This is a genomic window from Asanoa sp. NPDC049475 (genome assembly GCF_040676915.1).
Lineage (GTDB): Bacteria > Actinomycetota > Actinomycetes > Mycobacteriales > Micromonosporaceae > Asanoa.
The window spans coordinates 540114-566944 of sequence record NZ_JBFAPY010000004.1; the positions used below are offsets into that span (position 1 = coordinate 540114).

The 26831-nt window shown below is 71.3% G+C and carries 24 protein-coding genes and 1 pseudogene; 11 read left to right on the plus strand and 14 right to left on the minus strand.

Translation table 11 applies throughout. The annotated features are described in order from the left end of the window. Positions 1 to 31: 31 nt before the first annotated feature. From AB0J88_RS18050 to AB0J88_RS18065, 4 genes are read right to left on the minus strand one after another with little or no spacing between them, the layout of a single operon-like run. A complete protein-coding gene (locus tag AB0J88_RS18050; protein ID WP_364343109.1) occupies positions 32 to 829 on the minus strand; it encodes an endonuclease/exonuclease/phosphatase family protein in 798 nt (265 codons plus the stop codon). Beyond that, positions 774 to 2273, minus strand: coding sequence for a phosphatase PAP2 family protein (locus AB0J88_RS18055; RefSeq protein ID WP_364343106.1), 1500 nt, complete (start codon positions 2271 to 2273; stop codon positions 774 to 776). Before AB0J88_RS18055 ends, AB0J88_RS18050 begins: the two co-directional genes overlap by 56 nt. 10 nt (positions 2274 to 2283) lie before the next feature. Beyond that, entirely contained in the window at positions 2284 to 3285 is a 1002-nt protein-coding gene (locus AB0J88_RS18060) for a YihY/virulence factor BrkB family protein (RefSeq protein WP_364343103.1), read from the minus strand. A gap of 19 nt (positions 3286 to 3304) precedes the next feature. Next, complete coding sequence (locus tag AB0J88_RS18065) at positions 3305 to 4282, minus strand: diacylglycerol kinase family protein (RefSeq protein WP_364343100.1); 978 nt, start codon at positions 4280 to 4282, stop codon at positions 3305 to 3307. A 785-nt stretch (positions 4283 to 5067) separates the two neighbouring features. Here AB0J88_RS18065 and AB0J88_RS18070 point away from each other — a divergent pair. The 5 genes and pseudogenes from AB0J88_RS18070 (at position 5068) to AB0J88_RS18090 (ending at position 9380) form a co-directional block, all read left to right on the plus strand. After that, positions 5068 to 5871, plus strand: a complete 804-nt coding sequence (locus AB0J88_RS18070) for a DUF1295 domain-containing protein (RefSeq protein ID WP_364343097.1) — start codon at positions 5068 to 5070, stop codon at positions 5869 to 5871. 170 nt (positions 5872 to 6041) lie between these two features. After that, a complete protein-coding gene (locus AB0J88_RS18075; RefSeq protein ID WP_364343094.1) occupies positions 6042 to 6839 on the plus strand; it encodes a metalloregulator ArsR/SmtB family transcription factor in 798 nt (265 codons plus the stop codon). Between the two features lie 32 nt (positions 6840 to 6871). Continuing rightward, the gene (locus AB0J88_RS18080) at positions 6872 to 7108 is read left to right on the plus strand and encodes a helix-turn-helix domain-containing protein (protein WP_089248094.1); all 237 of its coding nucleotides are present in this window, start codon (positions 6872 to 6874) and stop codon (positions 7106 to 7108) included. Then, a pseudogene (locus tag AB0J88_RS18085) lies at positions 7108 to 7680 on the plus strand (Clp protease N-terminal domain-containing protein); the annotation flags it as partial. The gene AB0J88_RS18080 and the pseudogene AB0J88_RS18085, both read left to right, overlap by 1 nt. Before the next feature lie 602 nt (positions 7681 to 8282). Beyond that, positions 8283 to 9380, plus strand: coding sequence for a hypothetical protein (locus tag AB0J88_RS18090; RefSeq protein ID WP_364343091.1), 1098 nt, complete (start codon positions 8283 to 8285; stop codon positions 9378 to 9380). On the opposite strand, the gene AB0J88_RS18095 is transcribed toward AB0J88_RS18090, so the two are convergent. The 3 genes from AB0J88_RS18095 to AB0J88_RS18105 are packed head-to-tail and all read right to left on the minus strand — an operon-like array spanning position 9366 to position 13188. Next, a complete protein-coding gene (locus tag AB0J88_RS18095) occupies positions 9366 to 10043 on the minus strand; it encodes an HAD family hydrolase (RefSeq protein WP_364343088.1) in 678 nt (225 codons plus the stop codon). The genes AB0J88_RS18090 and AB0J88_RS18095 overlap by 15 nt on opposite strands. Beyond that, positions 10040 to 11533: an ATP-binding protein gene (locus AB0J88_RS18100; RefSeq protein ID WP_364343085.1), complete on the minus strand. Its 1494-nt coding sequence runs from the start codon at positions 11531 to 11533 to the stop codon at positions 10040 to 10042. Before AB0J88_RS18100 ends, AB0J88_RS18095 begins: the two co-directional genes overlap by 4 nt. Further along, positions 11530 to 13188, minus strand: a complete 1659-nt coding sequence (locus tag AB0J88_RS18105; protein WP_364343082.1) for an FAD-dependent oxidoreductase — start codon at positions 13186 to 13188, stop codon at positions 11530 to 11532. The genes AB0J88_RS18100 and AB0J88_RS18105 overlap by 4 nt, the downstream gene beginning before the upstream one ends. Before the next feature lie 136 nt (positions 13189 to 13324). Between AB0J88_RS18105 and AB0J88_RS18110 the strand changes: the two genes are divergently transcribed. Continuing rightward, on the plus strand, positions 13325 to 13921 hold the full coding sequence (locus tag AB0J88_RS18110; RefSeq protein WP_364343079.1) for an isochorismatase family protein: 597 nt from the start codon (positions 13325 to 13327) through the stop codon (positions 13919 to 13921). A gap of 10 nt (positions 13922 to 13931) precedes the next feature. Then, the gene (locus AB0J88_RS18115; RefSeq protein ID WP_364343076.1) at positions 13932 to 14834 is read left to right on the plus strand and encodes an AraC family transcriptional regulator; all 903 of its coding nucleotides are present in this window, start codon (positions 13932 to 13934) and stop codon (positions 14832 to 14834) included. Here AB0J88_RS18115 and AB0J88_RS18120 read toward each other — a convergent pair. From AB0J88_RS18120 to AB0J88_RS18130, 3 genes are all read right to left on the minus strand, one after another. Continuing rightward, positions 14820 to 15989, minus strand: a complete 1170-nt coding sequence (locus AB0J88_RS18120; RefSeq protein ID WP_364344534.1) for a threonine synthase — start codon at positions 15987 to 15989, stop codon at positions 14820 to 14822. The genes AB0J88_RS18115 and AB0J88_RS18120 overlap by 15 nt on opposite strands. A gap of 93 nt (positions 15990 to 16082) precedes the next feature. Further along, on the minus strand, positions 16083 to 16856 hold the full coding sequence (locus tag AB0J88_RS18125; RefSeq protein ID WP_364343073.1) for a hypothetical protein: 774 nt from the start codon (positions 16854 to 16856) through the stop codon (positions 16083 to 16085). Positions 16857 to 16909: 53 nt separating this feature from the next. Then, the gene (locus AB0J88_RS18130) at positions 16910 to 17395 is read right to left on the minus strand and encodes a hypothetical protein (RefSeq protein WP_364343070.1); all 486 of its coding nucleotides are present in this window, start codon (positions 17393 to 17395) and stop codon (positions 16910 to 16912) included. A 112-nt stretch (positions 17396 to 17507) separates the two neighbouring features. On the opposite strand from AB0J88_RS18130, the gene AB0J88_RS18135 reads away from it, so the two are divergent. Then, a complete protein-coding gene (locus AB0J88_RS18135; RefSeq protein ID WP_364343067.1) occupies positions 17508 to 19103 on the plus strand; it encodes a serine/threonine-protein kinase in 1596 nt (531 codons plus the stop codon). A gap of 33 nt (positions 19104 to 19136) precedes the next feature. Beyond that, positions 19137 to 19958 carry an alpha/beta hydrolase gene (locus tag AB0J88_RS18140; RefSeq protein ID WP_364343064.1) on the plus strand — a complete coding sequence of 274 codons (822 nt, stop codon included), beginning with the start codon at positions 19137 to 19139 and terminating at the stop codon, positions 19956 to 19958. Here AB0J88_RS18140 and AB0J88_RS18145 read toward each other — a convergent pair. Then, positions 19945 to 21147, minus strand: coding sequence for a DUF1501 domain-containing protein (locus tag AB0J88_RS18145; RefSeq protein ID WP_364343061.1), 1203 nt, complete (start codon positions 21145 to 21147; stop codon positions 19945 to 19947). The two genes, AB0J88_RS18140 and AB0J88_RS18145, sit on opposite strands and share 14 nt — an antisense overlap. Positions 21148 to 21158: 11 nt before the next feature. Beyond that, positions 21159 to 22451 (minus strand): DUF1800 domain-containing protein, encoded by a 1293-nt coding sequence (locus tag AB0J88_RS18150; RefSeq protein ID WP_364343059.1) that lies wholly within the window; start codon positions 22449 to 22451, stop codon positions 21159 to 21161. A 127-nt stretch (positions 22452 to 22578) separates the two neighbouring features. On the opposite strand from AB0J88_RS18150, the gene AB0J88_RS18155 reads away from it, so the two are divergent. Both AB0J88_RS18155 and AB0J88_RS18160 read left to right on the plus strand, forming a co-directional pair. After that, positions 22579 to 23196, plus strand: a complete 618-nt coding sequence (locus AB0J88_RS18155) for a VOC family protein (RefSeq protein WP_364343056.1) — start codon at positions 22579 to 22581, stop codon at positions 23194 to 23196. Positions 23197 to 23275: 79 nt separating this feature from the next. Beyond that, positions 23276 to 23923 carry a pentapeptide repeat-containing protein gene (locus AB0J88_RS18160; protein ID WP_364343053.1) on the plus strand — a complete coding sequence of 216 codons (648 nt, stop codon included), beginning with the start codon at positions 23276 to 23278 and terminating at the stop codon, positions 23921 to 23923. A 1-nt stretch (position 23924) separates the two neighbouring features. Here AB0J88_RS18160 and AB0J88_RS18165 read toward each other — a convergent pair whose 3' ends face one another. Next, entirely contained in the window at positions 23925 to 24518 is a 594-nt protein-coding gene (locus AB0J88_RS18165; protein ID WP_364343050.1) for a fasciclin domain-containing protein, read from the minus strand. A gap of 84 nt (positions 24519 to 24602) precedes the next feature. After that, positions 24603 to 26690: a M14 family zinc carboxypeptidase gene (locus AB0J88_RS18170; RefSeq protein ID WP_364343047.1), complete on the minus strand. Its 2088-nt coding sequence runs from the start codon at positions 26688 to 26690 to the stop codon at positions 24603 to 24605. Positions 26691 to 26831: the final 141 nt, after the last annotated feature.

Sequence of the window (26831 nt, forward strand, 5' to 3'; positions counted from 1 at the left end):
GCGCAGCCTAGCCAAGCAGGCGCCGGCGTCGTCAGATGTCGATCTCGGCGATCACCGGGTAGTGGTCGCTGGCCCGGTCGGCGGCCGGCGTGCGCACGACGTGGCACGAACGGAGCCGGTCGACCAGCGCGGGCGTGGCGAAGAGGTAGTCCAGCCGCATGCCGGAGAACTCGGCGCCGCCCAGGGCGGTGGGTGCGGTCTCGGCGGGGCCGTCGCCGACCGTGCGGAAGACGTCGACCAGCCCGGCGGCGTCGAGGGCCGCGATCGCGCGGGTGTCGACGCGGGCCACGGTGGCGACGTCGCGCTCGCTCGGCGGGCGGCCGAGAGGGCGCCAGCGGAGGTGACGGACCCGGTACTGCGCCGGGAGTGCGGCCAGCCGCTCCCGGTGGTCGGTCCACGGGTCCAGGGTGTTGAGATCGCCGAGGACCAACGCCTGCCGGGTACGCCCGACGGCGTTCACCAACCAGCGGGCCTCGTGCAGGCGGCGCCAGCCCCAGTGCGGGTGAAGGTGGGCGGAGATGACGGTGAGCGGCCCGCCGAGCGTGGCGATCTCGACCCGGGCGGCGGCGTGGTGGAACGGTCGGGCGACGCTGCCGGCGGACAGGACTGTCCACTCCGGACCGACCAGCACCGCGACCGGCTGGCCCCAGGACGAGCGGGCGCGGATCATCCGCATCCCCAGGCGCTCGGCCAGCCAGGATCCGGAGTCACCGCGCAGCTCCTGCAAGGCGACCACGTCGGGCAGGGCCGAGCCGATCACCTCCGCGATCACCTCAAGCCGCATCCCGCGCGACTTGTCGTACCCCCCTGTTCTGATGTTGTACGTCATCACCCGCACCCGCGACCACCGCCTCGGCGTTGGGGCGCACGATCACGTAGAGGAGGCCAACCCAGAGCGCGGTCAGCAACATGGCGCCCATCAGGTCGCTGGGATGGTGCATGCCCCGATAGAAGCGGGAGGTCGCGACGACGAGCGGCATCACCACAGCGGCGACGATCGTGAGCCAGCGCCACCAGCGGTCGGTGCGAGCCATCACGATCAGCGCGATCGTGGTCCACAGACACAGCGTCGCCGCGATGTGGCCGCTGGGGAAGGCGGCGGTCGGCAGGTTCTGGTCGAGGTGCGGCACGTCCGGGCGCGGACGGTCGACCGCGGCGGCCGAGGCGAGGAAGAGCGTCAGTTCGCCGACCATCACCAGCGCGAGGAACAGGATCGGCCGCCATTGCCGCCAGCGTGCCAGAACGAGCGTGCAGAACACGAGCGACACGGCGAGGATCGTGTGGGTGTCGCCGGCCTTGCTCGCGATGTGGCTCCAGCCGTCGAGCGTGGCTGTGCGGTGTTCGGCGAACCAGCGCGGCACCTCCGTGTCGAGGGCCGCCAGCACCGTGCCGTCGGCGTGATAGCTGGCCCAGGTGCCGAATCCGAACAACGCTCCGAGCACGAGCACCCAGCCGACCAACACCTCGGCCGTCTCCACCCAGGGGTGCGGGAGCACTTCCCGTTCGGTGGGGGCCGGCTCGAGGTCGCGGGCGGCTTCGGGCTCCAGACCCTCGGTGAGCGCCGGCTCCCGGCGGTGCTCCTCGCGGCGCCAGAGCCGGAAGGCGTACAAGGTGATGCCCAGCCAGGCCGCACCGAGCAACCAGCCGGCGAGCACGTCGGAGACGAAGTGCACGCCGAGCGCGATCCGGCTGACGCCGATGGCGGTGATCAGGGTCGCGACCGCGGCGATCACCAGGGGCCGCCACTTCCTCGGCACGGCGGGCAGGAAGACCAGCAGCAGCGAGCCGTAGACGACGAACGAGCCGAGTGAGTGTCCGCTGGGGAAGCTGTTGCCGGGCGCGTGGGCGACCGGCACGTCCACCACCGGGCGCAGCCGGCCGACCAGCAGCTTGATCGTCGGCTCCAGGGCGAGGGCGCCAAGTCCGGAGACGATCACGAAGACGGCGAGCCGGGCGCGGCGCCGGATCAGCAGCACGGCGACGGCCAGCGTGACCACCCAGACCTTGAGCCCGCCGCCGAGGTCGGTGACGAACCGGATGACGTTGAGCAGGCCTTCGTGGTCGGCCACGTACCCGTTGACGGATTCGGCCACCCCGTGGTCGAGGTCGTAGAGCGGCCCGAACCGGAACCGGACCAACGCGAGCAGCACGCCGAACGCGATGCCGGCGACGACGACCGCGCCGAGCCCGACGAGGCTGCGCGCGGTGAAATGTTCCAGCGGGCGACGCGGCATCCGGGCCGCGGTGTCTCGGTTGTCTGTGCCGACCGTCATGCGGCGTTCGTTACCCGGAAGTCGTCTCGTGCACACCCTCGTCGGAGCGGCGCTGCTCGAGCGGCTTCCAGAGGTCGGGTTCGGCGGGTTCGGGCACACCGACGCGCATGCCTTCGAGCTGCGCGGTGAAGGCGAGCCCGAAGAAGAAGGCCACGCCCGTCAGGTTGGCCCAGAGCAGGAGGGCCATGATCCCGGTCAGTGCGCCGTACGTCTGGTTGAAGCTCTCCGCCACAGAGACGTAGAGGGCGAGCAGCAGGCTGGCCACGATCCACAGCACGGTGGTGATGCCGGAGCCGAACAGGAGCCAGGACAGCCCCGGCTGGCGGCGCCTTGGGGTGTGCCGGAACAGCACGGCGATCGCGAACACCGTCAGCGCGAGGGAGACCGGCCACCGGATCACGTCGAAGAGGTCGTGGACCCAGCCACCCCAGCCGTACTGGCGCTGCACCGAGTCACCGATCGGCCCGCCCGCGACGAGCAGCAGGAACCCGAGGAACATCGGCAGGCCGGCCGCGACGGCGAGCACGGCGGCACGCAGGTACTTGAACAGTGCCGGCCTGTCCCGCTCGACCCCGTAGATGCGGTTGGCACCCCGTTCGACCTGCGACATCGCCATGGTGAGCGCGACCAGCCCGGTGATCAACCCCAGCGCCAGAGCCAGCTCGCCAGCGTCCTCGGTGCGCTCGTCGTCGGTGAGCAGCTCGCGCACCACGTCGACACTGGCGCCGGGGGTCAGCGCGATCACGGTGTCGGCGACGACCCGCCCGCCGGACTCGACCCCGAGGTCGGTGGTCAGACCGGTGAGCGCGATGAGGAACGGAACGACGGCGAGACAGAGCTGGAACGCGAAGGCCCGGGCGTGGCTGAACCCGTCGCCGTACCGCAACCGGACGAACGCGTCGCGCACCAGATGCCAGCCGCCGTGCCGGCGCAGGGTGTGCCAGGCGTCGTCGGCGGTGAGCTGGTCGGCGGACATCAGCCGCGTCTCCGGAACGATCCGGGTCGAACTCATGCCCCCGCTCCCCTGTCGGTCATCCCACCAGCCGTTTAGCCCGCGCGGCGGCCGCGTCGACGTCGTAGGCGAGGTCCTCGTCGTCGGCCGGACGCGGCACGCAGAGCCAGATCGCCCGCGGCTGCACCTCGACCCACAGCGTCTTCCCGGCGGGAATGACGTCACCGTCAAGCTCCCGCGGCTGCGGCCGGTTGCTGGTGACCTGCACCCGGTGCCCCCGGTAGATCTCCATCCGTGGCACCCGCCCCCGCCGGCGCAGCACGGCCCAGCCGAGCGCGGCCCAGTGCGCCATGGTGCGCGGGGTCAGGATGGCGACGTCGAGCCAGCCGTCGTCCGGCTCGGCCTCCTTGAACAGCCGCACCCCGCCCTGGAGACGGCCGACGTTGGCGATCAGGACGGACCGCGCCCGCCGGCGCATCGGAGGCCGGTCGTCGATGCGCACGGAGATCCGCATCGGCCGGTCACGGAGATGCTTGAGACCCCCGAAGACGTACGCGGGCCAGCCGATCCGCGCCTTGGTCGACTCGGAGGTCGACCCGAGCATCTGAGCGTCGAACCCCATGCCGGCCATGACGGTGAAGTAGCGGTCCTCGTCGCGCCCCTTGACCAGCCCGAGATCAAGCCGCCGCCGGCCACCCTCGAGCGCGACCGCGATGCCCGCGGGCAGCTCACCGGAGAGGCCCAGGTTGGCGGCGAGCAGGTTGCCGGTGCCGCTGGGCAGCACAGCGAGCGCGGCATCGGTGCCGACCAGCCCGGAAGCGCAGGCCATGATGGTCCCGTCACCGCCGTAGGCGAAGACGACTTCAGCGCCGGCCTCGACCGCGGCCCGACTCTGCCCCCGCCCCGGATCCTCGACGGTCGTCTCGTACCACTCGGGAGCGGGCCAGCCCGCCTTCTCCAGTGCCTTGCGCAGGGTGGAACGCAGTTCGTCAGGGTCGTCCAGCTTGGCCGGATTAACCACGACGGCCGAGCGCACCCCGGATTGACTGACCTCCACGCAGCAGAGTGTGCAGGACCGCAACGATTTCGGCGACCCGAACTCCCTTCGGGTGCCCATCCCCACTTTCAGGCATGAGTTGCCGTGGAGCGGGGCAAGGGGCCGCGGATGCCGTGACCAGCCGCTCGACGCGCACTGCCCTACGCGGCGCACCGAGTCGATCGGGCCGCCTCGGCAGACACCAACGCGCGTGCCATTTACGACATCCCACAACGGCCTGTAACCAGACAGGACCCGCACCGGTCCGGCAGCCGCGCCCGACGCCACGCCAACAGTGCGGGCCCGGACGCACCCCGCACCTACCCGACAGGCGCACCCCACGCCAGGACCGCAGGCCTAGACAGCCCCACCCACGCGGTCGCCGTACCTCACAGCGCCGGCCCGCCCAGCCGCCGACCCACACGACAGCCATACCAGCCGCACAGGTTCACACAGCCGCCGGCCACACGACAGCCATACCAGCCGCACAGGTTCACACAGCCGCCGGCCACACGACACCCAGCCGCGCTGGTTCACACAGCCGCCGGCCTACGCGGCCGGCCGTACCCACAGCGCAGGCGGTCCGCGTCGCCCAGCCGCGCGCGGCGGTGGGTGGCCGCGCATGCGGGCCTGGTGTGTGGTCGCGCCCGGTGCGATGATCTCGATCTGGTGACGGGAGGCGTTGCGTGGACAGGCGTGTTGTTTCGCGGACCCGGTCGATGGTCGTTGTCCTCGGCACCTATCTGCTCGCACTCGGGGCAGCCTGGGTTGTGATCGTCGCAGCGCCTCCTTCCTGGCATCCCTTGTTGGCCGCGTTCGTTGCCGACGTGGTCGCCACGCTCGTCGTCTTCGCGGTGTCGATGGCGTTCGACAACGCGAGCCTCTACGACCCCTACTGGAGCGTCGCCCCACCCCTCATCGCCGCCTGGTGGGTTGCCGTCGCGGGCAGCGGCGATGTCGTGCGGCAGGTGCTCGTCGTCGGGCTCATCACCGTCTGGGCCGTGCGGCTCACCGGGAACTGGGCCTACGGCTGGACGGGCCTGCACAAGGTCGACTGGCGTTACGACCAACTGCGGGCGACGCGCGGCCGGGTGCCGTGGTGGCTGGTCAACCTCGGCGGTATCCAGCTCATGCCCACGGTCGTGGTCTATCTCGGTCTGCTCTCGGTCTGGCCCGCCCTCGCCGGCTCACGTCCCTTCGGTGTGCTCGATGTGATCGCCACGCTGGTCACCGCGGGCGCGATCGCCCTGGAAGCCGTGGCGGACCTGCAACTGCACCGCTTCGCGGCCGCGGCGGCCAACCGCGGCCGCATCTTGGCGACCGGCGTCTGGCGGCGCACGCGCCACCCCAACTATCTCGGTGAGATCGCCCTGTGGTGGGGGCTGTGGCTCTTCGGGCTGGCCGCCGCGCCTGGTTGGTGGTGGACGGCGATCGGTCCGCTGGCCATGGTGGTGCTCTTCAAAGCGGCGAGCATTCCGCTGATGGACCGCCGGTCGCTGAAGCGCCGCAGCGGCTATGCCGACCACATGCGCGAGGTGCCCGCGCTGCTGCCCCGACTGCGTGGACCGCATCGTCAGCTCACCGCCCCCGACGCCACCGAGCACCACTGAGGACCGTCGCCCCACGGACCGCCTTCGCCACCCCGGGTGGCCAGCTCCATATCCATGCAGACAGATTAGAACGTACGTACGACAGTTTTTGCCAAGCCTTGACGAGCAGCCAGAAGGCTGCCTATCGTGGAAAGGCAGCCAAACGGCTGCATGTGAGGTGAGAGCCCCCCGTGGACCTGGTGTTCAAGGCATTGGCCGACCCGAGCCGCCGCGAGCTGCTCGACTCGCTGAACGCGCGCAACGGCCAGACGCTGCGCGAGCTCTGCGCGGGTCTCGACATGGCGCGGCAGTCGGTCAGCAAGCACCTCGCCGCACTCGAGGCCGCCGAGCTCGTCACGACGGTCCGGCGCGGCCGCGAAAAGCTGCACTACCTCAACGCGGCGCCGGTCAACGCGATCGCCGACCGCTGGATCAGCAGGTACGACCGTGGCCGCGCACAAACCCTCGCCGACCTCAAGACCGCATTGGAGCAGACGCCGATGAGCAGGCCCGAGTTCGTCTACACCACGTACATCAACACCACGCCGGAGCGGCTCTGGCAGGCGCTGACCGACCCGGCCTTCACGAAGCGCTACTGGGGCGTCGAGTTCGAGACGGACTGGTCGAAAGGCTCCCCCATGACGTGGCACGCGGAAGGCGCCCGCATCTCCGACCCGGCGCAGGTGGTCGTCGCCTCCGAGCCGCACACGAAGCTCTCGTACACCTGGCACACCTTCACCGACGACTGGGCGAAAGCGTCCGGCATCGCCGAGGCCGACCGCGCCACGTTCGCCGCCGAGGCACGGTCCACTGTGACCTTCGAGCTCGAGCCCGCCGGCGACGCGGTCAAACTGACGGTGATCCACGACGGCTTCGCGCCGGGCAGTGCCGTCCTCAGCGCCATCAACACCGGCTGGCCCCAGATCATCGCCAACCTCAAGACGCTCATGGAGACGGGCGAGCCGCTGCAGCTTGTCAACCCGAGTTGACACAAGCCACCGCGTCAACGTAGATTGACATCATGACTCAGGCAGTGGACCTAGCCGCGGCCGCCAGCAGCACCGACCCCAAGGTCGGCCTGCGCGCCGTGTTGGCCCTGCGCCGGCTCCTGGAAAGTCTGGAGACGGTGCAGGTCGACAACGCGCGTGCGCAGGGCTGGTCGTGGCAGGACATCGCCGCCGCGCTCGAAGTGAGCCGGCAGGCGGTACACAAGAAGCACGCCGGGCGTCCGGTAGTGCGACCGTCACAGGAGGCGTGATGTTCGAGCGGTTCACCGACCGGGCGCGGGCAGTGGTCAAGGGGGCTGTGGCCGAGTCGCACGCGCTGCGGCACGAGAAGGTCGGCACCGAGCACCTGCTGCTCGCGATGCTCGACGACAAGCCGGACGGCGCCGGCGGTGGCGTCGCCGGGCGGGTGCTCCGAGAGGCCGGCGTCACCGCCGACGACGTACGCAGCCGCATCGAGACCCACGTCGGTCGCCGAGCGCTCGGGGACGCCGACGCCGAGGCCCTGCGGCAGATCGGGATCGATTTGGACGCGGTACGCAAGGCGGTCGAAGCATCGTTCGGCAAAGGCGCCCTGCGGCCGCCGACCCGGACACACTCTCGCGGGCTGTTCGGCTTCCGCCGTCGGCGGTACCTGACCGGTGGCCCGTTCTCGCCACGCGCCAAGAAGGTCCTGGAGCTGTCGCTGCGCGAGGCGCTCCGACTCAAGCAGAAACACATCGGCACCGAACACGTACTACTCGGCCTGATCCGCGAAGGCGAAGGCCTCGGCGTGCTGGTCCTGACCGAATCCGGCATCCAGGTCGAGGACCTCCGCCGCCGCATCGAGGCCGAGATCCGCGCCGCGGCCTGATGGGTTGTGGCCACCGCGGGCCGAGCCGAAACGGCGCGGCCCGCGTCGGCGCACAAGCCCGGGAACCGAAGAGCCGGACCACGACGACACGGTCCGGGCCGGCACTAGGCCGCGGAGCCGAAAGCATCGGACCGCAACAACACGGCACCCGCGGAGCCGAAGGCTCGGGCCGCAACGACACCGCCCTCATCGGCATGAAAGCCCCGGAGCTGAAGGGTCGGACTACAACGACACGGCCGCGATCGGCACGAACGCCGCGCAGTCGAAGGGTTTGATCGAAACGCCATGACGCAGCGTCGTGCACGACTGTGCCGCGCGGCTCCGGACGGCCCATTGCGGCCGGTGTCCGGCATGACGCGACGGCGTCAAAGGAAATGGGTAGTCCAGTGGCTTACACTGGGTGGGTGAGGCTTGTGGCGAGGCGATTTAGCTGCCCCCGGGTGACCGGTGGGTGTTCTGTCGTGCGCTGATCTCAGTCGCGCCCTCGCGGGCGCAGGAGACCACGAGCTAACCCCCGGTTCAACCGGGGGTTTCTCTTTTCCCGTCTCCCTGCTCCCGTGAGGACACCACCAGCCATGACCTACCTGACGCCTGCCCAACTGGAAGACGCCCTCGCCCGCCGCGATCTGACCGATCCCGCCGCCGGTGAGCACGCCGTCCAGCACGTCGTCGACCGCATCGAGCGTGCTCTGGCCCAACAATGGGGCATCCCGGTGCGAAGAGACCCTGGGCACCGCATCGTCACCATCGCCGACAACTACGACCGTCTCCGGTACGACGGGGCCGCCGTCACCCGCGACCGGCGCTACAGCCGCTACGTGGATCCCGAGCGGATGCTGCGGTCGCACACCACCGCGCGGATTCCCGCCCTGCTCGACCACCTCACCGAAGACGATGTCGTGCTCAGCGTGCCCGGTATGTGCTACCGCCGCGACGCCATCGATCGCCAGCATGTCGGGGAGCCACATCAGCTTGATCTCTGGCGGATCAGCGCCCACCGACAGCTCACGACCCACGACCTGACCACCATGATCGAGCAGGTTGTGAGCGCGGTGCTTCCCGACAGGAAGATCGAGACGCCGCCGAGCGAACATCCCTACACACTCGACGGCCGCGAGATCTACGTGGACGGCGTCGAGATCGGTGAGTGCGGCCTGGCGCACCCCGACGTGCTCCGCGGCAGCGGCCTCCCGGAGACCACGACCGGTCTGGCCATGGGGCTCGGGCTCGACCGGATCGCCATGCTGGTCAAGGGAATCGACGACATCCGGCTGCTCCGCGCCACCGACCCGCGCGTGGCCGGGCAGATGCGGGACCTGAGCCTCTACCACCCGGTGTCCGCGATGCCGCCCACCACCCGCGACCTGTCCCTGGCCGTCGCCGAGCAAGCCGATGCCGAGCAGCTCGGCGACCGGGTACGCGCCGTCCTCGGTGACGACGCCTCGGCCGTCGAGGAGATCGAGGTCCGGAGCGAGACCGGCTACGCCGACCTCCCCCACTCCGCCCGCGAACGGATGGGCCTCGGACCCGGGCAGAAGAACGTGCTCCTGCGACTCGTCCTCCGCGACCTCACCCGCACCTTGTCCACAGTGGAGGCGAACGCCATCCGCGACCGGGTCTACGAAGCCCTCCACGAGGGCTCGGCCCACGAATGGACGTCAGGACAGCACTGACGGCAGGTCGAAGACCGAGGACAACCGATGAGCCGGCGGTACGGCATCCCACCGTGCCGCCGGGTCGATCAGGAACGCCGCTCGCATCCCGAGCGCCAGCGGCCCGAAGTAGTCCGCCGACGGGTTGTCGCCGACGAACACCGCCGACGACGCCGCGATGCCGAGCCGGTCGAGTGCCGCCGCGTAGATCTCCGGCGCCGGCTTGCGCACCCCCACCTCGACCGAGGTGACGACCGTGTCCACCAGGCCCAGCACGCCCATCGCGGCCAGATGGGACGGCACCAGATCGGGCTCGTGCGTGTTGGACACGACCGCCAACCGGTGCCGTCGGGAGAGGGACCCCAACAGGTCGGCGATCCCCGGCAGGTAGCGCACGCCCGCGTTCCACTCGTCGATGTAGACCGAGACGAACGACGCGATCTCCTCAGCCGACGCCGACGGCAGGAACGACCGCGCCACGTCGAGCATCGAGAACTCCGACCGCGACGGCGCGCAGCGCGCCTCCCACGCCATCCACACCTCGTCCCACCGAACGGTGAACTCGGAGGCCGACATCGGTCGGCCGAGCGAGCTCACGAACGCGGCCGTGCGGACCGGCGACCGGGCGTGCCCGTCGTCGTAGTCGACCAGCGTGCCGAAGAAGTCGAAGAGGATGTGGCTCACTCGGAGCCGGCACCGTCGATCAGCGCGGCCCCGGTCTGCGGCTCGACCGACTCGTCGGGGTCGATCGGCAGCAGCACGTGGAACCAGGTCTCGCCCGGCTTCGAGTCGACCCGGATGTCGCCGTGGTGCTTGTTGACGATGATCCGGTAGGAGATGTCGAGCCCGAGCCCGGTGCCCTCACCGACCGGCTTGGTCGTGAAGAACGGCTCGAAGATCCGTGGTCGGACGTCCTTGGGGATGCCCGGCCCGGTGTCGCCGATCGAGACCACCACGTTGTCGCCCTCGCGCGACGTGCGGACGGTCAGCGTGCCGGACTCTCCCATCGCGCCGATGGCGTTGTCGATCAGGTTGGTCCAGACCTGGTTGAGCTCGGCCGCGTAGGCGGGGATCTCCGGGATCGACCGGTCGTATTCCTTGACGAGCTTGATGCCCGCGGGGAACTTCGCGTGCAGCATCACCAGGGTCGCGTGCAGGAGCTCGTGCACGTTGACCGTCTGGTGCGGCGCCCGGTCGAGCTGTGAGTATTGCTTGGCCGCCGCGACCAGCGACGAGATGCGCGTGACCGAGTCGTCGATCTCGGTCATCAGCTGCTCGGTGTCGAGGGTGTAGACGAGCCAGCGCAACGCGTTCTCGAAGTTGTCGGCGCCGATCTCGTCGCGCACGGTGGCCAGCCACGCGGTGTCGATCGCACCCGACACCAGGGTCGGCGCGATGTCCCAGGCGCCGGTGATGTCGTGGTCTTCGAGCCACTCGCCGACCTCGTCCTCGGCGTCGCTCGTCTGCATCGGCGTCAGCTCCGGCGCGCTCGCCGCCCGCTTGATCGCCTCTTCCTGGAGGTTCACCAGCTTGTGCAGGCGCGTGCCGTCGACCCGCCCGTCAGCGATCATGGCCAGCTTGTGGCGCATGCCGGTGACGCGGGTGCGGAGCACCGACGTCGCGCGTACCGCGGCGGCAGCGGGGTTGTTGAGCTCGTGGGTCAGGCCGGCCGACAGCGAGCCCAGGGCCAGCAGCCGCTCGCGCTCGCTGACCATGGTCTGCATCGAGCGCATGCCGAAGAACAGGCCCTCGAGCAGGTGCATCGCCATCGGGAACCAGTCGCGCAGCGCGGCGGCGAGCTCGTCGGCGGGCAACTGGTAGACCGCCACGTCGGAGATCGCGACCATGCTGTTGAGGTAGATCTGGGGAATCCGCTCGATGTAGGCCTGGGTGGCCCCGGCATAGGCGCCCACCTGGTCGGTGCGGGTGGTCTCGATCTCGTCACCGCGGACGGTGCGGTTGAGCGCGACGGTGCCGCTGAGCAGCACGTAGAAACACGTCGCCTCCTCACCCTCGCGGTAGACGTAGGTGCCGCCCGCGTAGTGCTCGACCGCGCCGTGGCTGGCCAGGAAGTCGAGCTGCTCGGCGTCGAGCTTCTCGAACAGGAACAGCTTGCGCAGCTCCGCGGGGGAAAGCCGGTCGCCCTCGGCGTGACCGGCGAGATCGGTGCTCATTGCGCCTCCAGATAACGGTGCACCAGGGAGATCGCCATCGCGCCCTCGCCGACCGCCGATGCCACCCGCTTGACGGAGTCGGAGCGGACGTCGCCCGCGGCGAACACGCCGGGGACGCTGCATTCGAGGTGGTAGGGATCGCGCGGCATGGTCCAGCCGACCGGGCGGTTGCCACCCGCGATCAGGTCAGGGCCGGTGATCACGAAGCCGTGGCGGTCACGGCTGATCACCCCGTCGAGCCAGTCGGTGCGCGGCTCGGCGCCGATGAAGATGAACAACCACGAGGTGTCGACGGAGCGGCTCTCCCCGTCGCGGGTGTCGCGGAGCACCAACTGCTCGAGATGCTCTTCGCCGGAGGCCTCGGCGACCTCGGTAAACGGGTGCACCTCGATGTTCTCGTGGCTCTCGATCTGGTCGATCAGATAACGGGACATCGTGCGGGCCAGGCTCTCCCCCCGGATCAGCACGTGCACCCGCTGGGCGTAACGGGAGAAGTAGACCGCCGCCTGGCCCGCCGAGTTGGCACCGCCGACGATATAGACCTCTTGCCCCGAACAGCTCGGCGCCTCGGTGGCCGCCGAGCCGTAGAAGACGCCCCGACCCCGGTAGTCGGACAGCCCGGGTGCCTCCAGCATGCGGTAGGAGACGCCGGTGGCCAGCACGACCGCGTGCGAGGCGACCTCGCTGCCGTCGCCGAACTTGAGCACCCGCGTCGCGCCGCGCACGTCGAGCTCGACCGCCTCGCGCGTGGTCAGCAGCTCGGCGCCGAACCGCACCGCCTGACGGCGCGCCCGCTCGGCCAGCTGTGAGCCTGAGACTCCGTCGGGAAAGCCCAGATAGTTTTCGATCCTGCTGCTCTGGCCGGCCTGCCCGCCCGTGGCGTGCCGCTCGACCAGCAGCGTGCGCAGCCCCTCGGACGCGCCGTAGACCGCCGCGCCGAGCCCGGCCGGGCCGGCGCCGACCACCACCAGGTCGTAGAACTCCTTGGCGGGCGTGGTGGACAGCCCGACGTGGGTCGCCAGGTCGGTCTCGGAGGGCTGGACCATCGACTTGCCCTCAGGAGTGATCACCAGCGGCACGTCGACCTCGGTGACACCGGCCGCGGCCAGGAGCCGGGCGCCCTCGGGCTCGTCGGACAGATACCACCGGTAGGGCACGAGGTTACGGGCCAGGAAGTCGCGGACCTTGAACGACGGCGCCGACCAGCGGTGGCCGACCACCCGGGTGACGCTCGCGGTCGCCTCGGGTGTGGTCGTCCACGCCTCGAGCAGCGAGTCGAGCACCGGGTAGAGCTTCTCCTCCGGCGGGTTCCACGGCTTGAGCAGGTAGTGGTCGAGGTCCACCCGGTTTATGGCGTCGATCGCGGCGTCGGTGTCGGCGTAGGCCGTGAGCAGCACGCGTCGGGCGCGCGGAAAGAGGTCCATCGCCGCTTCGAGGAACTCGATGCCGTTCATGTGTGGCATGCGGAAGTCGGCGAGTAGCACGGCAACCTGGTCGCCGCGCAACTTGATCTCCTTGAGCGCTTCGAGCGCCTCGGAGCCGGAGTTGGCGCGGACGACCCGATAACGGTCGCCGTATTGACGTCGCACGTCGCGGGCGACGGCGCGGGAGACGGCAATGTCGTCGTCAACAGTGAGGATCGCCGGATTCGCCATGCCACCAATGAAAGCACTAGTCGGTACGAAGGTGTCGCCGCCTGTGGACAACGCCGCGGCGTGGTGACCGGATCCGTCCGCCCAGGGACTCGATCCGACCTTCCGCGACGAGCTGTCGCACGACGACGATCGGGGTATGAACCGCGCACTGTTCGTCATCGACGCCCAAGAGTCGTTCCACCAGCGGGAGATCTGGCGGGCCGGCTCCAACCCCGACTTCGTACCCAACGTCAACAGCCTGGTCGACTATTTCCGCGCGAACGGCGACCTGGTGATCTGGGTGCTGCACAGCGAGCCGGGCACCGGCGGCGTCTTCGACCCGACCAACGGCCACGTCCGCCTCCTCGACGGCATCCGGACGCCGCGACCGGACGAGCCCACCTTGATCAAGACCTCGCACAACGTCTTCACCACCACCAACGCCGGCCAGTTCCTGACGGAGCGACGGATCTTCGACCTGACCGTCTCCGGCATCCGCACCGAGCAGTGCGTCGAGACGACCGCCAGGGTCGGAGGCGATCTGGGGTACGCCGTCACGTTCGTCACCGACGCCACGTTGACCTTCCCCATCCCACACCGCGACGCCGCCGACGCCGGTGTCGAGGAGATCCTGGCCGACCCCCGCACGCTCGGCGTCGAGGCGATCGTCGAGCGCACCGAGCGGGTCCTCGACGGCCGGTTCGCCACCGTGCGCACGACAGCGGAGCTCATCGGGGCCGCGCTGGTGGCATGATGACCAGATCATGAGCACCGTCGGTTTTCTGCTCGTGCCCGGCCTGCACCTGCTCGACCTGGCCGGGCCCGCGCAGGTGTTCTCCACGGCCCGCGACTTCGGCCACGACTACACGCTCGCCTATGTCTCCGAGCAGGCCGAGGTCCCGACCGCACAGGGCGTGCCGCTGCACGCCGACCCGGAGCTCCCCGCGCTGAGCCCGAGCGACCTGCTTGTCGTACCCGGCTGGCGCTCTCCGACCCTGCGTGGCACCGGCCGGCTGGAGCGGCGGACGCTGGACTGGGTGGCGGCCCACCACCGCGCGGGCGGCACCGTCGCGAGCGTCTGCTCCGGTGCCGACGTGCTCGGCCGGGCCGGCCTGCTCGACGGCCGCCGCTGCACGACCCACCACGGCTTGCAAGAGGAGCTCGCCCGGCGCTACCGGCGGGCGACGGTCGTGCGCGACGTGCTCTACGTGGTCGACGGCCGGGTGGTCACCTCGGCCGGCATCGCGAGCGGCATCGACCTGGCGCTCCACCTCATCGCGGTGCGACACGGCCCCGCCGCCGCGGCGCGGATCGCCCGCGAGATGGTCGTCTACGCCCGCCGCAACGGCGACGAGCAGCAGAGCAGCGCGATGCTCCGGCACCGCGGCCACCTCAGCGACGCGGTGCACAGGATCCAGGACCTGATCGACCAGCGGTACGCGGAGCGCCTGCCACTGGCCGCCCTGGCCGACGAGGGCGGGGTCAGCGAGCGCACGCTGACCCGCCAGTTCAGCCGGGCGACGGGGCTGACCCCGCTGGGCTACCAGCAGGCCCTGCGCCTCGAACGGGCCGAGCACCTGATCGGTCACGGCAGCACGATGCAGGCGGCCGCCCGGGCGGTCGGGTTCGACGACGCCCGGATGCTCCGCCGGTTACGCGCCCGCTGACACGGTCTCCGGGTACTTGATGCCCGCTCCGGTGTTGAGCACCACCACCTCGTCGGCGGCCGCGAGCCAGCCGCGCTCGCGCAGCAGGCGGGCGGCGGTCAGGCAGGCGGCGCCCTCCGGGCACAGCAGCAGCCCTTCGGCCGCGCCGAAGGCACGGAGGTCGGCCAGGATCTCGGCGTCGTCCACGGCGATCGCGGTGCCGTCCGTGGAGACGAGCGCGTCGAGGATCAGCTCATCGCCGAGCGGCGCCGGCACCGTGATGCCGAACGCGACCGTGCGCGCGTCGGGCCACGGCTCGGCCCGCCGGGCACCGGCCTCGAAGGCTCGCACGATCGGCGCACAGCCGGTCGACTGCACGGCCACCAACCGCGGCAGCTTGTCACCGATCCAGCCCAGTTCCCGAAGCTCACCCAGCGCCTTGTGGATGCCGATCAGCCCGACCCCGCCTCCGGTCGGATAAATGATCACATCGGGTACGCGCCAGCCGAGCTGCTCGCAGATCTCGTACCCCATCGTCTTCTTGCCTTCGAGCCGATAGGGCTCGCGCAGGGTGCCCGCGTCGAAGACGCCGCCGGCCGCGACCACCTCCGCGATCAGCTTCCCGGCGTCGCCGATCAGCCCGTCGACCAGGATCAGCTCACCGCCCGCGGCGACCACCTCGTCGCGGGTGATCAGCGGCGCGCCGAGCGGCATCGCGATCGTCGAGCGCAGACCACCCCGCGCCGCGTACGTGGCCCAGGCCGCCCCCGCGTTGCCGTTGGTCGGCATCGCGACGTGTCGGGCGCCGAGCTCGCGAGCCCGCGAGACGCCGACGGCGGCGCCGCGCGCCTTGAACGAGCCGGTCGGCACGAGACCCTCGTCCTTGACCAGCAACCGATCCAGCCCGATGGCGGCCCCGAAGCGGTCGGCGGACCACAGTGGAGTCCAGCCCTCCCCCAGCGTCACGCGGTGCGCGTCGTCGCGCACCGGCAGCAGCTCCCGGTAGCGCCAGAGGTCCGCGCTCCGGCCGGCGATCGACGAGGGTGTGACCGCGGCCCGCACGGCGTCGAGGTCGTAGCGGGCCAGCAACGGCGAGCCGCAGTCGCAGAGGTTGGTCAGCGCCTCCGAGTCGTGCCGGGCGCCGCATCGCGGGCACGAGAGGTGGCTCAGGAACACCAGGGGTTCCGCGCCGGCCGGACGGAACGCACCGGACACCTCGCCGGCGTCACCGAAGTAGGTCGGATCCGGATAGGACACTCGTGCTCCCTCTTAACGCGCGACGGCGGTACGCAGGCGCTGGCGGCGCGGCTGCGCACCGGCCGTGAGGTCGGGCCGCACCAGGTGCCGGACGCCGCGCGCACGCTCGTCGGCGGCGATGGCTTCGGCCCGCAGGCTACGCGCCGCCGCCGCGGCGGACTCGGCGGCCTCCCAGGCGATCCGCTCCTCGCGGGCGGCGATGCGCTCGGCGGCGCGCAGGGTGTCGCGGATCGCCCGGCGCAGCATGGTCTCCTGCTCCACCGGGTGCCGCCGGGGGTCCCAGCCGTTGCGGTGGGCCAGCGCGTCGTTCAGGTCCAATACGGACAGTTCATTGTGGGCACACGCCGACATCGCCGCGCGGTGCAGCCATTGCTCGCGTTCGGCGTACTCCGTCGGGGTCTGCGGGGTGGCGGGAGAGGGCAGCAGCGCCGCGGCGGTCATCCGGCTGGCGGTCTGGTCGGCCGACTCGAAGGCCGCCCAGGCCCGCTCGGCCGCCTCCTGCGCGGCCAGCCAGGCTTCGTGCCGGCGCCGGGCGGTGGCGTCGGCACGGTCGGCCGCGACGCCGACCTCGCTCGCGAACCGGACGACCTCGGCGGCGGCCGTGGCGCGCTGCTCGCGGCGGATGCGGGCGGCGCGGAGCCGGGTACGCACACCGGGCCGCCGCGGTCCGCGCGGACCGACCAGTTGCAGGCCCGTGATCGAGAAGACCGCGAGGCACAGCAGGATCGACCAGATGGCGGCGGCGCGGGGAACGCCGACGTAGAAGAGCTCAAGGACCGTTTGCACGGGACACCTCACCGGTTGGGACTACGAGGGGACGACGGGGTGCCGAGCGATGCTCAGCGGGCGGCGGTGTCGTCGTCTGCCGGTGGGGCGCGTGGTGCGGATCGCTCAGGCTGGGGTGAGGTCTTGATCGTGCGGACGGCGGCCGGCACCGGCACGACGCCGCCGCCGGTGTCACCAACGACAGGCTGGGCGGGGACGACACGCTCGGCGACGGCCGGGGGCTGCTCACCGGCCGCGGGCGCGTCGACCCCGACGGCGGCCGGCGTCTCGACCTCACCGGCCGCGGGCGACTCGACCGAGACGGCGCCCGGCGTCTCGACCTCGGCGACCGCGGACGCGGCTACCTCAGCGACCCCGACGACGTCTGACGCTCGGACCTCGGCGCCCCCGGACGTCGGGGACGCGGTGGCGCCCGTCGGCGTGGCGGCCGTCGACACGCCGATGCCTACAGCTAGCGCCAAAGCCGCCAAACCGGTCAGAATGCGCACAGAACCGCGCACGACCCGGCGGAGCGGCCGGATCAGCACGTCGCGATGCACCTGGCCAACCTACCTCGTCCGTCCCAAGGGGGCACGATACGGTCATCACGGCCGTCGATGGCGGTCCCGTCGCCGGGATGCCATTTCGACGCGATGTTGGCAAGCTGTGCGGGTGCGCACCGAACAGGTCCTCGACGGGCGCTACCGGCTCGACGATCGACTCGGCGCCGGTGGCATGTCCGTCGTCTGGCGCGCGCACGATCTGGTGCTTCAACGGCCGGTGGCGGTCAAGGTGCTCGCCACCCGGCACGCCGTCAGCGTCGCCGCCCGCCAGCGCATCCGCGCCGAGGCCCGGGCCGCCGCCCGGCTCTGGCATCCACACGTGACCGGCGTCTTCGACTACGGCGAGGCCACCGACGACGACGGCGCGAAGGTTCCGTACGTCGTGATGGAACTGCTGCCCGGACGCACCCTCGCGCAGCGCCTCGAAGACGGCCCGCTGCCGCCGCGGGTCGCGCTGCGGACCCTGTCGGAGGTCGCCGCCGCCCTGGCCGCCGCGCACGCCCAGGACCTGGTGCACCGCGACGTGAAGCCGTCCAACGTGATGCTGACCCCGTCCGGCGCCAAGGTCGTCGACTTCGGCATCGCCGCCGTCGTCGGCCGCGACGAGCTCGAGGCCGACGGCCTGCTCCTCGGCACGCCCGCCTACCTGGCGCCGGAGCGGCTCACGTTGGGCCAGGTCTCGCCGGCGTCCGACATCTACGCGCTCGGCCTGCTGATCTACCGCGCACTGACCAACCGGCTGCCCTGGCTGGCCGACACCACGACCCAGATGATCGACGCACACGTGTACGTCGAACCCGAACCGCTGCCGCCACTGCCCGGCATTCCGTCCGAGGTCAACGAGATCTGCGACCGGTGCCTGGCGAAGGAGCCCGCCGACCGACCGGCCGCCACGGAGGTCGCGGCGGTGCTGGCCACGGCCGCCGGAATCGTGCCGCCACCGCAGGACGAGGACCCCGCGCTGGCCGGCCTGGTCGCCGCCATGGACGCGACCACCCACGCCGCGGCCGCAGCGCCCGTCGCCGACGACGTGGTCGACGCGGCGCGACCCAAGATCGACCCTGAGCTGACCACCGAGGTGGTGCCGGTCTCGGCCAAGCCCGTGCGTCGGCCCGACCGCCGCCGCACGGCCCTGCTCGCCGCCGCGGGCGCCGTGCTCGTCGCCGCCGCCGTGGTCGCCGCGCTGGTGCTGCCCGGCGAGGACCCAGGCGTCAGCGCCGACGCCGCCGGCACGCCCTCCGTCACGGCCTCCTCCGCGCCGAACGGCACACCGGGCGGCACACCGGGTGGCTCGCCGGGTGGCTCGCCGGGTGGCTCGCCGGGCGACCAGCCCGGTGGCCCGCCGACCACAGCGCCGGCCGGCGGCAACCTCGGGCAGGGATCGGGGTCAGGCGACACGAGCGGCGACGGACCAGGCACGGGCAACGCGCCGGAAGCGACCCGCGACCCGGACTCCGGCTCCGACCAGGGCGGCGACGACGGCCCGGACGATCCGGAACCCCCGGCGAACCCCGGCCCGACCCCCGGCCGAACGGTCGAGATCGGTCTGCTCGGCATCAGCGTCGACGCGCGCTGCGTCGGCGACCAGGTCGAGGTCGTCTCACCGGCCGAGCACGCGTCCGGCCCCAAGGACAAGGTGACGATCACGGTGCTGGGCCTGAGCGCGAGCCTCGTCTGCCGCAACGGCGTGCCAAGCCTGGTCTGACGGCCGGCGACCGCCGGCGGTAGGGTCGGCCGGGTGACAAAGGAGTTCGATCTCGACCTGGGCGGCGGGCAGAACCTCCACGTGTACGACACCGGCCAGGCCGCCGAGCACACCGTCTTCTGGCACCACGGCACCCCGAACCTCGGCGCGCCCCCGGAGCCGCTGTTCGACGACGCGATCCGCTGGGTGGCGTACGACCGGCCCGGATATGGCGGCTCGACCCGCATGCCGGGCCGCGACGTCGCCTCCGCGGCGCGCTACACGGTGGCGATCGCCGACCTGCTCGGACTCGACCGGTTCGCGGTCGTCGGGCATTCCGGCGGCGGCCCGCACGCGCTGGCCGTGGCCGCGCTGCTGCCCGACCGGGTGACGGCCGTGCTGGTTGGGTCCAGCCTCGCGCCGTGGGGCGCCGACGGGCTGGACTGGTTCGGCGGGATGGCCCCGGGCGCCGCCGCGTCGCTGCAGGCGGCGCTCGCCGGCCGTGAGGCCCGGGAGGACTTCGGCGCGAACCCGTCCACGGACCCCGACATCGGCTTCGTAGACGCGGACGAGGACGCCCTGGCCACAGACTGGTCCTGGGTGATGGACGTGGTGCGGCCGGCGGTGGCCCAGGGCCCGTTGCCCGCGGCGGACGACGACCTCGCCTACCTGGCGCCGTGGGGCTTCGACCCCGCCTCGGTCACCGCACCGGCGCTGCTGCTGGCCGGCACGCGCGACCGGATGGTGCCGCCCACCCACAGCGCCTGGCTCGCCCAGAGGATCCCAGGCGCGAGCTACCAGCCGTCCGATGTGGATGGCCACGTGTCGATCCTGCGGCGGTTCCCGGCGGCCATGGAGTGGCTCACGAGCCGGTGAGCGACAGCCGGCCGGTCCAGCCGCCGAGCACCTCGGCCGGGTCGGTCGCGAGCACGTCGGTGAGCAGTCCCGCGTACACGTCGCGGAAGTCGACCGTGTGCTTCAGGTCGCCGTCGTCCAGGTCGGTCAGGCTCGGCTGCTCGCCGTGCAGGCCGCCGCGCACCCCGGTGCCGAGCACGAACACGTTCGACGCCGTGCCGTGGTCGGTGCCGTCGCTGGCGTTCGCGCGCACCCGCCGGCCGAACTCCGAGTAGACCGCGACGGTCACCGGGCGGCCGGCCATCCGGTCGACGAACGCCGTGACCGCCTTGTCGACCTTGGCGAGCAGGATCTCCTGAAGCTGCTTCTCGTCGGCGTGCGTGTCGAAGCCGCCGAGCGAGACCGAGAAGGCCCGCGTGGCCACGCCGGCCTCGACGCACTGCGCGACCAGGTCGAGCTGCGCGCCGAGGTCGCCACGGCCGCCGGTGCCGGTGGCCGAGTCCTCGTCGTCCGCGTCCTCGGGCTGCGCGTCGCGTACCCCCGTGATCATCGTCTCGACCCGCTCCAGGTCGGCGAAGCACCGGGCGGCACGGGCCTGCAACGGCGGCTCCCCCGCCGCTGGCAGGCCAAGCCCGGTCACCCCTTTGACCTGGCGCCGGGCGCCGGTCGGCACGGCGGCGCCGGCACTGGTGGCGCCGGCCAGCAGGGGCGGCAGCGCCGGCTCGAAGCTGACCGCGAGGCGCGGGTCGCCGCCGACGGTGTCGAGCCAGCGGCCGAGCCAGCCGGTGGTGCCGGGCCGGACCGGGTCCGCGGTCTGCCAGATGTCCATCGAGCGGAAGTGGCTGCGGTCCGGCTTGGGGTAGCCGACCCCTCGGACGATCGCCAGCCGCCCGTCGGCGAACAGCCGCTGGAAGCCCTTCAGGCCCGGGTTGAGGCCGGTGCTGTCGTCGAGACGCAGCACCTCGCCGGCGTCGTAGGCGATATCCGGCCGAGCGTCCTGATAGGACGCGTCCGCGTAGGGCACCACGGTGTTGAGCCCGTCGTTGCCGCCGTAGAGCGTCACGAGCACGAGTGTGCCGGCGTCCGCGGGCCGGTCACCGGCCGTGTCGAGAAGGTCGGCCAGGGTGTACGCCGTGGCGCCGGCCGCCAGCGCGCCCGCTCCCACGACGCCGCTGGCGAGCAGGAACTTGCGCCGGGTCAGGACATCCATGGGTCTGCTCCTCAGTGGACGGTGTACTCGGGGCTGACCAGACCGAGCTGGAGCAGCCGTTCGGGCTTGGCGGCCGCCTCGGCGAGCACCGACCGGGTGCGGTCGGTCCAGACGTCGACCACCAGCAACCGGGCCAGTGCGTCCGGCCGCCCGGCCGTCGGGGCGGCCTTGAGCCGCTCGACCACGGCCGGTGCCGCCCGCGCGGCCAGCAGTTCGGCCAGCCGCACCCGGGCCTGCAGCGAGCTGGTGGTCAGCCAGGCGGCACCGGCCGGCCAGCCACCCACGCTCGGCGGCCGCAACGGCACTTGGTCGAGCCCGTTGAGTCCGCTCAGCAACTGCTTGCGCTGCTGGTCGGTGAGCCGGGCGGGGCGGATGCCGAGCTGGCGGAGCGCGCCGACCGCCCACTCCACGGGCTGTTTGACCAGCTGGCCGCGCGTACCGGCGAAGGCCTGGTCCGTGAACATCGCCCGCAGCGCAGCGTCGACGTCGCGGCGGGCGGCGAAGGCGGCCGCGAGCCGGTCCCGGACCTCGGCGGCGATGGGCTCGCCGCTGGCGAACCGGAACCAGAGGCGCTCGGCGAGGAACGCCGCCCCGGCCGGCTGCGCAGCGACCAGCGCGGCGAGTCCGTCGGCGTCGAAGGCGGCGGTGCGGCCGAGGATCGTCTTCGTGCCCTCGTCGTGCCGGCGCGGGGCGAACCGCACGGTGCCGGCGCGGCGGTCGACGGTCCAGCCGGTCAGCGCGCGGGCGCCGGCCTTGACGTCGTCCTCCGTGTAGTTGCCGATGCCGAGCGTGAAGAGCTCCATCAGCTCGCGAGCGAGGTTCTCGTTGGGCGCCTTGACGGTGTTCTTCTGGCCGTCGAGCCACAGGATCAGCGCCGGGTCGCGGACCATCCTGGTGACGAACGCGGTGAACTCGCCCCGGCCGTACTCCCGGAAGGTCTCGAGCTGGCCGAGCATCAGCGAGGCGGTCTTGACCTTCTGCGCGCTGGTCGCCCAGTGCCCGTGCCAGAAGAACACCATCTTCTCGGCGAGCTGGTCCTCGGCGGTGACCATCCGGTCCAGCCACCACTCGATCGCCGCGGTGACCTGCTCGCGTCGCTCCTTCATGGCCCGCTGGCGCTCCTCACGGCTGTCACCCGCCGCCACCGCGGCGAACACGGGTGGTTCCGCGTCGACGCCCCGGGCATCGACCAGCCGTCGGACGGTCGCGTCGTACCCGGCCCGTTCGGCGTCGTCGACCTCTTCCGCGGTCGGGCCGAAGGTGGCCCGGCGCAGCAGGTGGGCGATCCTCGCGCGGTCAGCCATGGGGCGAGGCTAGGCCAACGGTGTACGAGGAACGTAAGTGCCTAGTCAGGGCTCGATCTCCGCACCGGGGGCGGGGGTGGCCGGGCGATACTGGCGACGAGGGGACGCCAACGACTGGGAGACTGTGATGCCAAGCGCCCAGAACGCCGCAAACTCGGATGCCAAGCTCGAAGTGATCACCATCCCCGTATCGGACCCGGACCGCGCGAAGGCGTTCTATGCCGGCCTCGGTTGGCGCCTGGACGCGGACTTCGAGCTCGGCGGGCGGCGCGCCATTCAGTTCACACCGCCGGGCTCACCGGCGTCCATCCACTTCGGGATCGGCAACCCACCCACACCGGTCGACTCGCCGCCGGGGATGTTCCTGATCGTCACCGACATCGTCGCGGCCCGCGAGGACCTGATCAACCACGGGGTCGACGTAGGGCCGATCTTCCACAACACGGCCACGGGCCAGGCGGAGGGGCCGGACCCGGACCGCAACAGCTACAACTCCCTGGCGGCCTGGAGCGACCCCGACGGCAACAAGTGGCTGCTCCAGGAGATCGTCACCCGGCTGCCGGGCCGCGTCGACACCGGAATCACGTCGTACGAGTCGGTCAGCGACCTGGCCGCCGCGATGCGCAGGGCTTCGGTGGCCCACGGGGAGCACGAGAAGCGCACGGGCAAGGAAGACCCGGACTGGCCGGACTGGTACGCGACGTACATGGCCAGCGAACAGTCGGGCGCCGAACCGCCCGTCTAGCCGGTGGTCGGCTCGCGATCGCCTCGACGTCCGGACGTCGCACACCGCCGCCGATGGCGGGTTGACTACGGTGAACGACGTGCACGCGCCAGCAGAACCCCGCCTCGCTCCGTTGACCGAGGGGTCCGCGGACCTCGAACACGAGGGGTTGTCACGACGGCTGTCGTACACCGGCCTGGACTTCTCGGCCCGCGAGGCCGAAGCGGTGGAGTTCGACCAGTGCCGCTTCGAGCGCACGACGCTGGCGGCGGCGGTCCTGGACCAGCCGCGCTTCACGGACTGCGAGGTCTCGCAGTGCGACTGGGCGAACGCCCGCCTGACCAAGCCGGCGCTGCTGCGCACGAGGCTGACCAGCGTGCGACTGACGGGAGCCCAGTGCACGGCCGGCACGCTGCGCGACGTGACGTTCGACGACTGCCGCGCCGACCTGGCGGGGTTCCGCTTCACGACGTTCGCCCACGCGCGCTTCGACGGCTGCAACCTGACGGGAGCCGACTTCACAGGAGCCGACCTGAGGCGCGCGGAGTTCGTGGGATGCGACCTGACCGGAGCTCAGTTCTCGAACGCCAACTGCGCGGGCACCCGCCTGACGAACTGCGACCTGTCGGGCATAGGCGGCGTCACGAGCCTCTCGGGCGCCACCATCACGGCCGACGACCTGGTCGCCCTCTCACACACCTTCGCCCGAGCCCTCGGCATCACAGTCGTCGCGTCAGCGCCCCGGTAGCTCAGTGGCCTGAGTCGCCCTGGCCGGCTGTGGTCGGGAGGTTGCCCAGGACGTGGTTGATGACGTGTACGCGGCCGTTCGCGATGCGGTAGTCCGCGCAGACCGTTGTCGCTTCGTCGCCGATCCGGGCCATCTTGTCCGCCTCGCCGACCTTCACCTTCGTGCCGTCCAGCGTCGTGATCGAGTCGGTGTCGCGCAGGTCGGCCAGGCTCAGCGCGCGGTCGACGATGTGCGCGCGGAGCAGCGTACGCAGCGTGTCCTTGTCTTTGATCATCAGCTCGTCGAGGTTGTCCTGGGAGAACTTCGCCGCGAACGCGTCGTCGGACGGCGCCAGGACCGTGATGGCCTTCTTGCCCTCGAGCTCCGGCACCAGTTCCGACGCCCGCATCGCGCCCTCGAACGTCGTGAGCACCGTGATCCAGCGCAACGCCTCGTCGACCGGCTCGCTCGCCAGCGCCGTCGGGTTGCCCGGCTCGTCGCCCTTGGGCAGTTCGTCGCACAGCGGGCCGGACACCGCGGTGGTCGACGAGTCGGCGGTGCAGCCGGTCAACGCCAGCGCGGCAACCACGACGGTGGCCAGCAACCGGGTGCGCATCAAGGGCCTCCAAGAAGAAAAAGCGTACCGGCGGGCCGGGCTTCCCGGTCCAGCCCGCCGGCACGACAGTGTTACGTCAGTGGATCACAGGGTGGAGCACTGACCCGCCCGCGGTCCGTTGACCACGTTGCGGACCTCGAGGTTGGTCGGGGCGACGCTGTTGCCGGAGCAGTTCAGCGGGCCGCTGACGCTGTTGCCGGCGAAGTACGGAGCAGCGCCGTTGGTGTTGTTGACCAGGTTGACCGGACCGGACACGCTCGTGCCGATCACGGTGACCGGGCCGTTGGTGTTCGCGACCTGGAGCGGACCGCGCACCGTGCTGTCGCCGAAGAAGACACCCGCGGCGTTGAAGGCGTTGACCGGACCGCTGATGGTCGTGTTGGTGGCGACCAGGGTCGCACCCGGACGCAGGTTGACCGGGCCGTTGACCGTCGCACCCTCCAGGCAGGCGAAGCCGGAGATGGTCAGCGGGCCGTTGTGGCGACCGGTGAGGGTCGGGTAGACCCGCTCGCCGCTCACCCACTCCTCTTCACCCTGCTCGTCCAGCAGCAGCGGGATCAGACCGCGCTCCGGCTGGGCCAGCGGCACGACGTACCCGTCGGCGACCTTGACGACCTTCCAGCCGTGCGCCGCGATCCGCTCGGCGACCGTGGCACCGATGTCGTTCGGACCGTCGGTACGCGCGCCGTTGTACTGCGCCTCGGTGAGCTTGTAGGCACACGGGGCGTCGTCCAGGATCATGTCCGGCGTCGGCAGGTCCTCGCGGGGGCCGGCCTCACCCGGGTGCGGCGCCGGGTGCAGCGGGATGACCCGCGAGCCCCGGAAGACGATCCGGCCGTTGTTGCCGGCCTGGAACTCGATCGCCTCGCCACGGGCCTTCCTGATGTCCGTGAGCTGGTTGTGGTGGTAGTCCATGAACTGGTTGAACGTCCACAGCGCGGAGAAGGTCTTGCGGCGACGGTTGTTCGCCGTGTTGCCCTCGTCCGGCCGGGTCGCGCCACCGGAGCTGCGGAGCTCCAAGAGCGAGTTCACGGTGTTCTTCAGGCCCAGGGTGTTACGCAGGATGGTCTCTTCGGACAGACCGACACCACTGCCGTTGGCGCAGCCGTACGGGCAGGCCCACCAGCCGTCCTTGGCGCCCTCGACGTACATGTGGTTCTCGATCATGTCGAGGGACTCGTCGAAGATCTGCTGAGCCACGTTCTGGTGGCGCGGCGGCAGCATCGGCAGGTCGCCGGCCTGGCTGTTGCCGTACTCGTGACCGTCGTAACCGGCCACCGGGCGGTAGTCGCGCAGCATGCGCACGTACGCCGCGGTCTCCGGCTGGCGGATCAGCGAGTAGTCGCGGTTGAGGTCCTGACCGGTGACGTTGCCGCGGGTGTTGGCGGCCCGGCCGTCACCGTTGATCGTCGGAACGATCAGGACGGTGGTGTTCTTGAGCAGCCCGAGGGTACGGGCGTCGTCGCTGAACGCCAGCTGGCGAGCCATGATCAGGCAGGCCTCGCGGTCGCCCGGCTCGTTGCCGTGCACGTTGCAGTTGACGGCCAGCGGCGAGGTGGCGGCCACCGCGGCCGGGGTCGCCGGCGGGGTCGGGTAGCCGATGACGAACATGTTGATGGGGCGGTTCTGCACGGTACGGCCGATCTCGACCACCCGCACCCGCTCGCTCAGCCGGTCGACCTCCGCCGTGTAGGCGTACTCGTTGGCGTCGCTGGTGTACTGCGCGGCCTGGGTGGTCTCCCACTGCGTACGCAGGTTCTGCCCGGCGACGGCGGGGTCACCCCACGGCGCCTTGGTGGTGTCGAAGATCGGGGCCGAGTACGGCTGCTCGGCGGTGCCGATCCGGGCACGCACCCGCCACTGGAAGCGGCTGCCGGGGTTGAAGCCCGCGTCGGCGAAGGTCGGCTCTTCGTTGTTGATCTGCCGGTTCGGCCGCCACACGCCGACCACCATGGGGGTGCCGGTGGGAGCGTTCGAGGCGTCGACCGCGGTGCGCTCGATCTGGTAGTCGGTGGCACCCTCCACCGGCGTCCAGGCGACGGTGGCGAACCCGTCAGCCTGGGTGACGGAGAGGCCGGTGACCTGGTTGGGCTCGGCCGCCGCGAAGGCCGGCAGAGGAGCCGCGAACGCCGAGGTCGACGTCACGACGGGGGCGAACGTGGCAGCCAGCAAGGCGGAGATTGCTATTACTGTCGACCGCCGTTGGTTCAATGGAACCTCCAGGTGGGGGGACCCTGTCTTGATCAAGACATCGGTGCCCGTCAGCCTGACTGTCCTCATGGGGCGATCGCAACGATCTTGAGTAAGTCTTGA

Coding starts and splice junctions, on each gene's coding strand:
- AB0J88_RS18050 (WP_364343109.1), bottom strand. CDS start 829: ATGACGTACAACATCAGAACAGGGGGGTACGACAAGTCGCGCGGGATG.
- AB0J88_RS18055 (WP_364343106.1), bottom strand. CDS start 2,273: ATGACGGTCGGCACAGACAACCGAGACACCGCGGCCCGGATGCCGCGT.
- AB0J88_RS18060 (WP_364343103.1), bottom strand. CDS start 3,285: ATGAGTTCGACCCGGATCGTTCCGGAGACGCGGCTGATGTCCGCCGAC.
- AB0J88_RS18080 (WP_089248094.1), top strand. CDS start 6,872: ATGACTCAGGCAGTGGACCTAGCCGCGGCCGCCAGCAGCACCGACCCC.
- AB0J88_RS18090 (WP_364343091.1), top strand. CDS start 8,283: ATGACCTACCTGACGCCTGCCCAACTGGAAGACGCCCTCGCCCGCCGC.
- AB0J88_RS18100 (WP_364343085.1), bottom strand. CDS start 11,533: ATGAGCACCGATCTCGCCGGTCACGCCGAGGGCGACCGGCTTTCCCCC.
- AB0J88_RS18105 (WP_364343082.1), bottom strand. CDS start 13,188: ATGGCGAATCCGGCGATCCTCACTGTTGACGACGACATTGCCGTCTCC.
- AB0J88_RS18110 (WP_364343079.1), top strand. CDS start 13,325: ATGAACCGCGCACTGTTCGTCATCGACGCCCAAGAGTCGTTCCACCAG.
- AB0J88_RS18115 (WP_364343076.1), top strand. CDS start 13,932: ATGAGCACCGTCGGTTTTCTGCTCGTGCCCGGCCTGCACCTGCTCGAC.
- AB0J88_RS18145 (WP_364343061.1), bottom strand. CDS start 21,147: ATGGATGTCCTGACCCGGCGCAAGTTCCTGCTCGCCAGCGGCGTCGTG.
- AB0J88_RS18150 (WP_364343059.1), bottom strand. CDS start 22,451: ATGGCTGACCGCGCGAGGATCGCCCACCTGCTGCGCCGGGCCACCTTC.
- AB0J88_RS18155 (WP_364343056.1), top strand. CDS start 22,579: ATGCCAAGCGCCCAGAACGCCGCAAACTCGGATGCCAAGCTCGAAGTG.
- AB0J88_RS18165 (WP_364343050.1), bottom strand. CDS start 24,518: ATGCGCACCCGGTTGCTGGCCACCGTCGTGGTTGCCGCGCTGGCGTTG.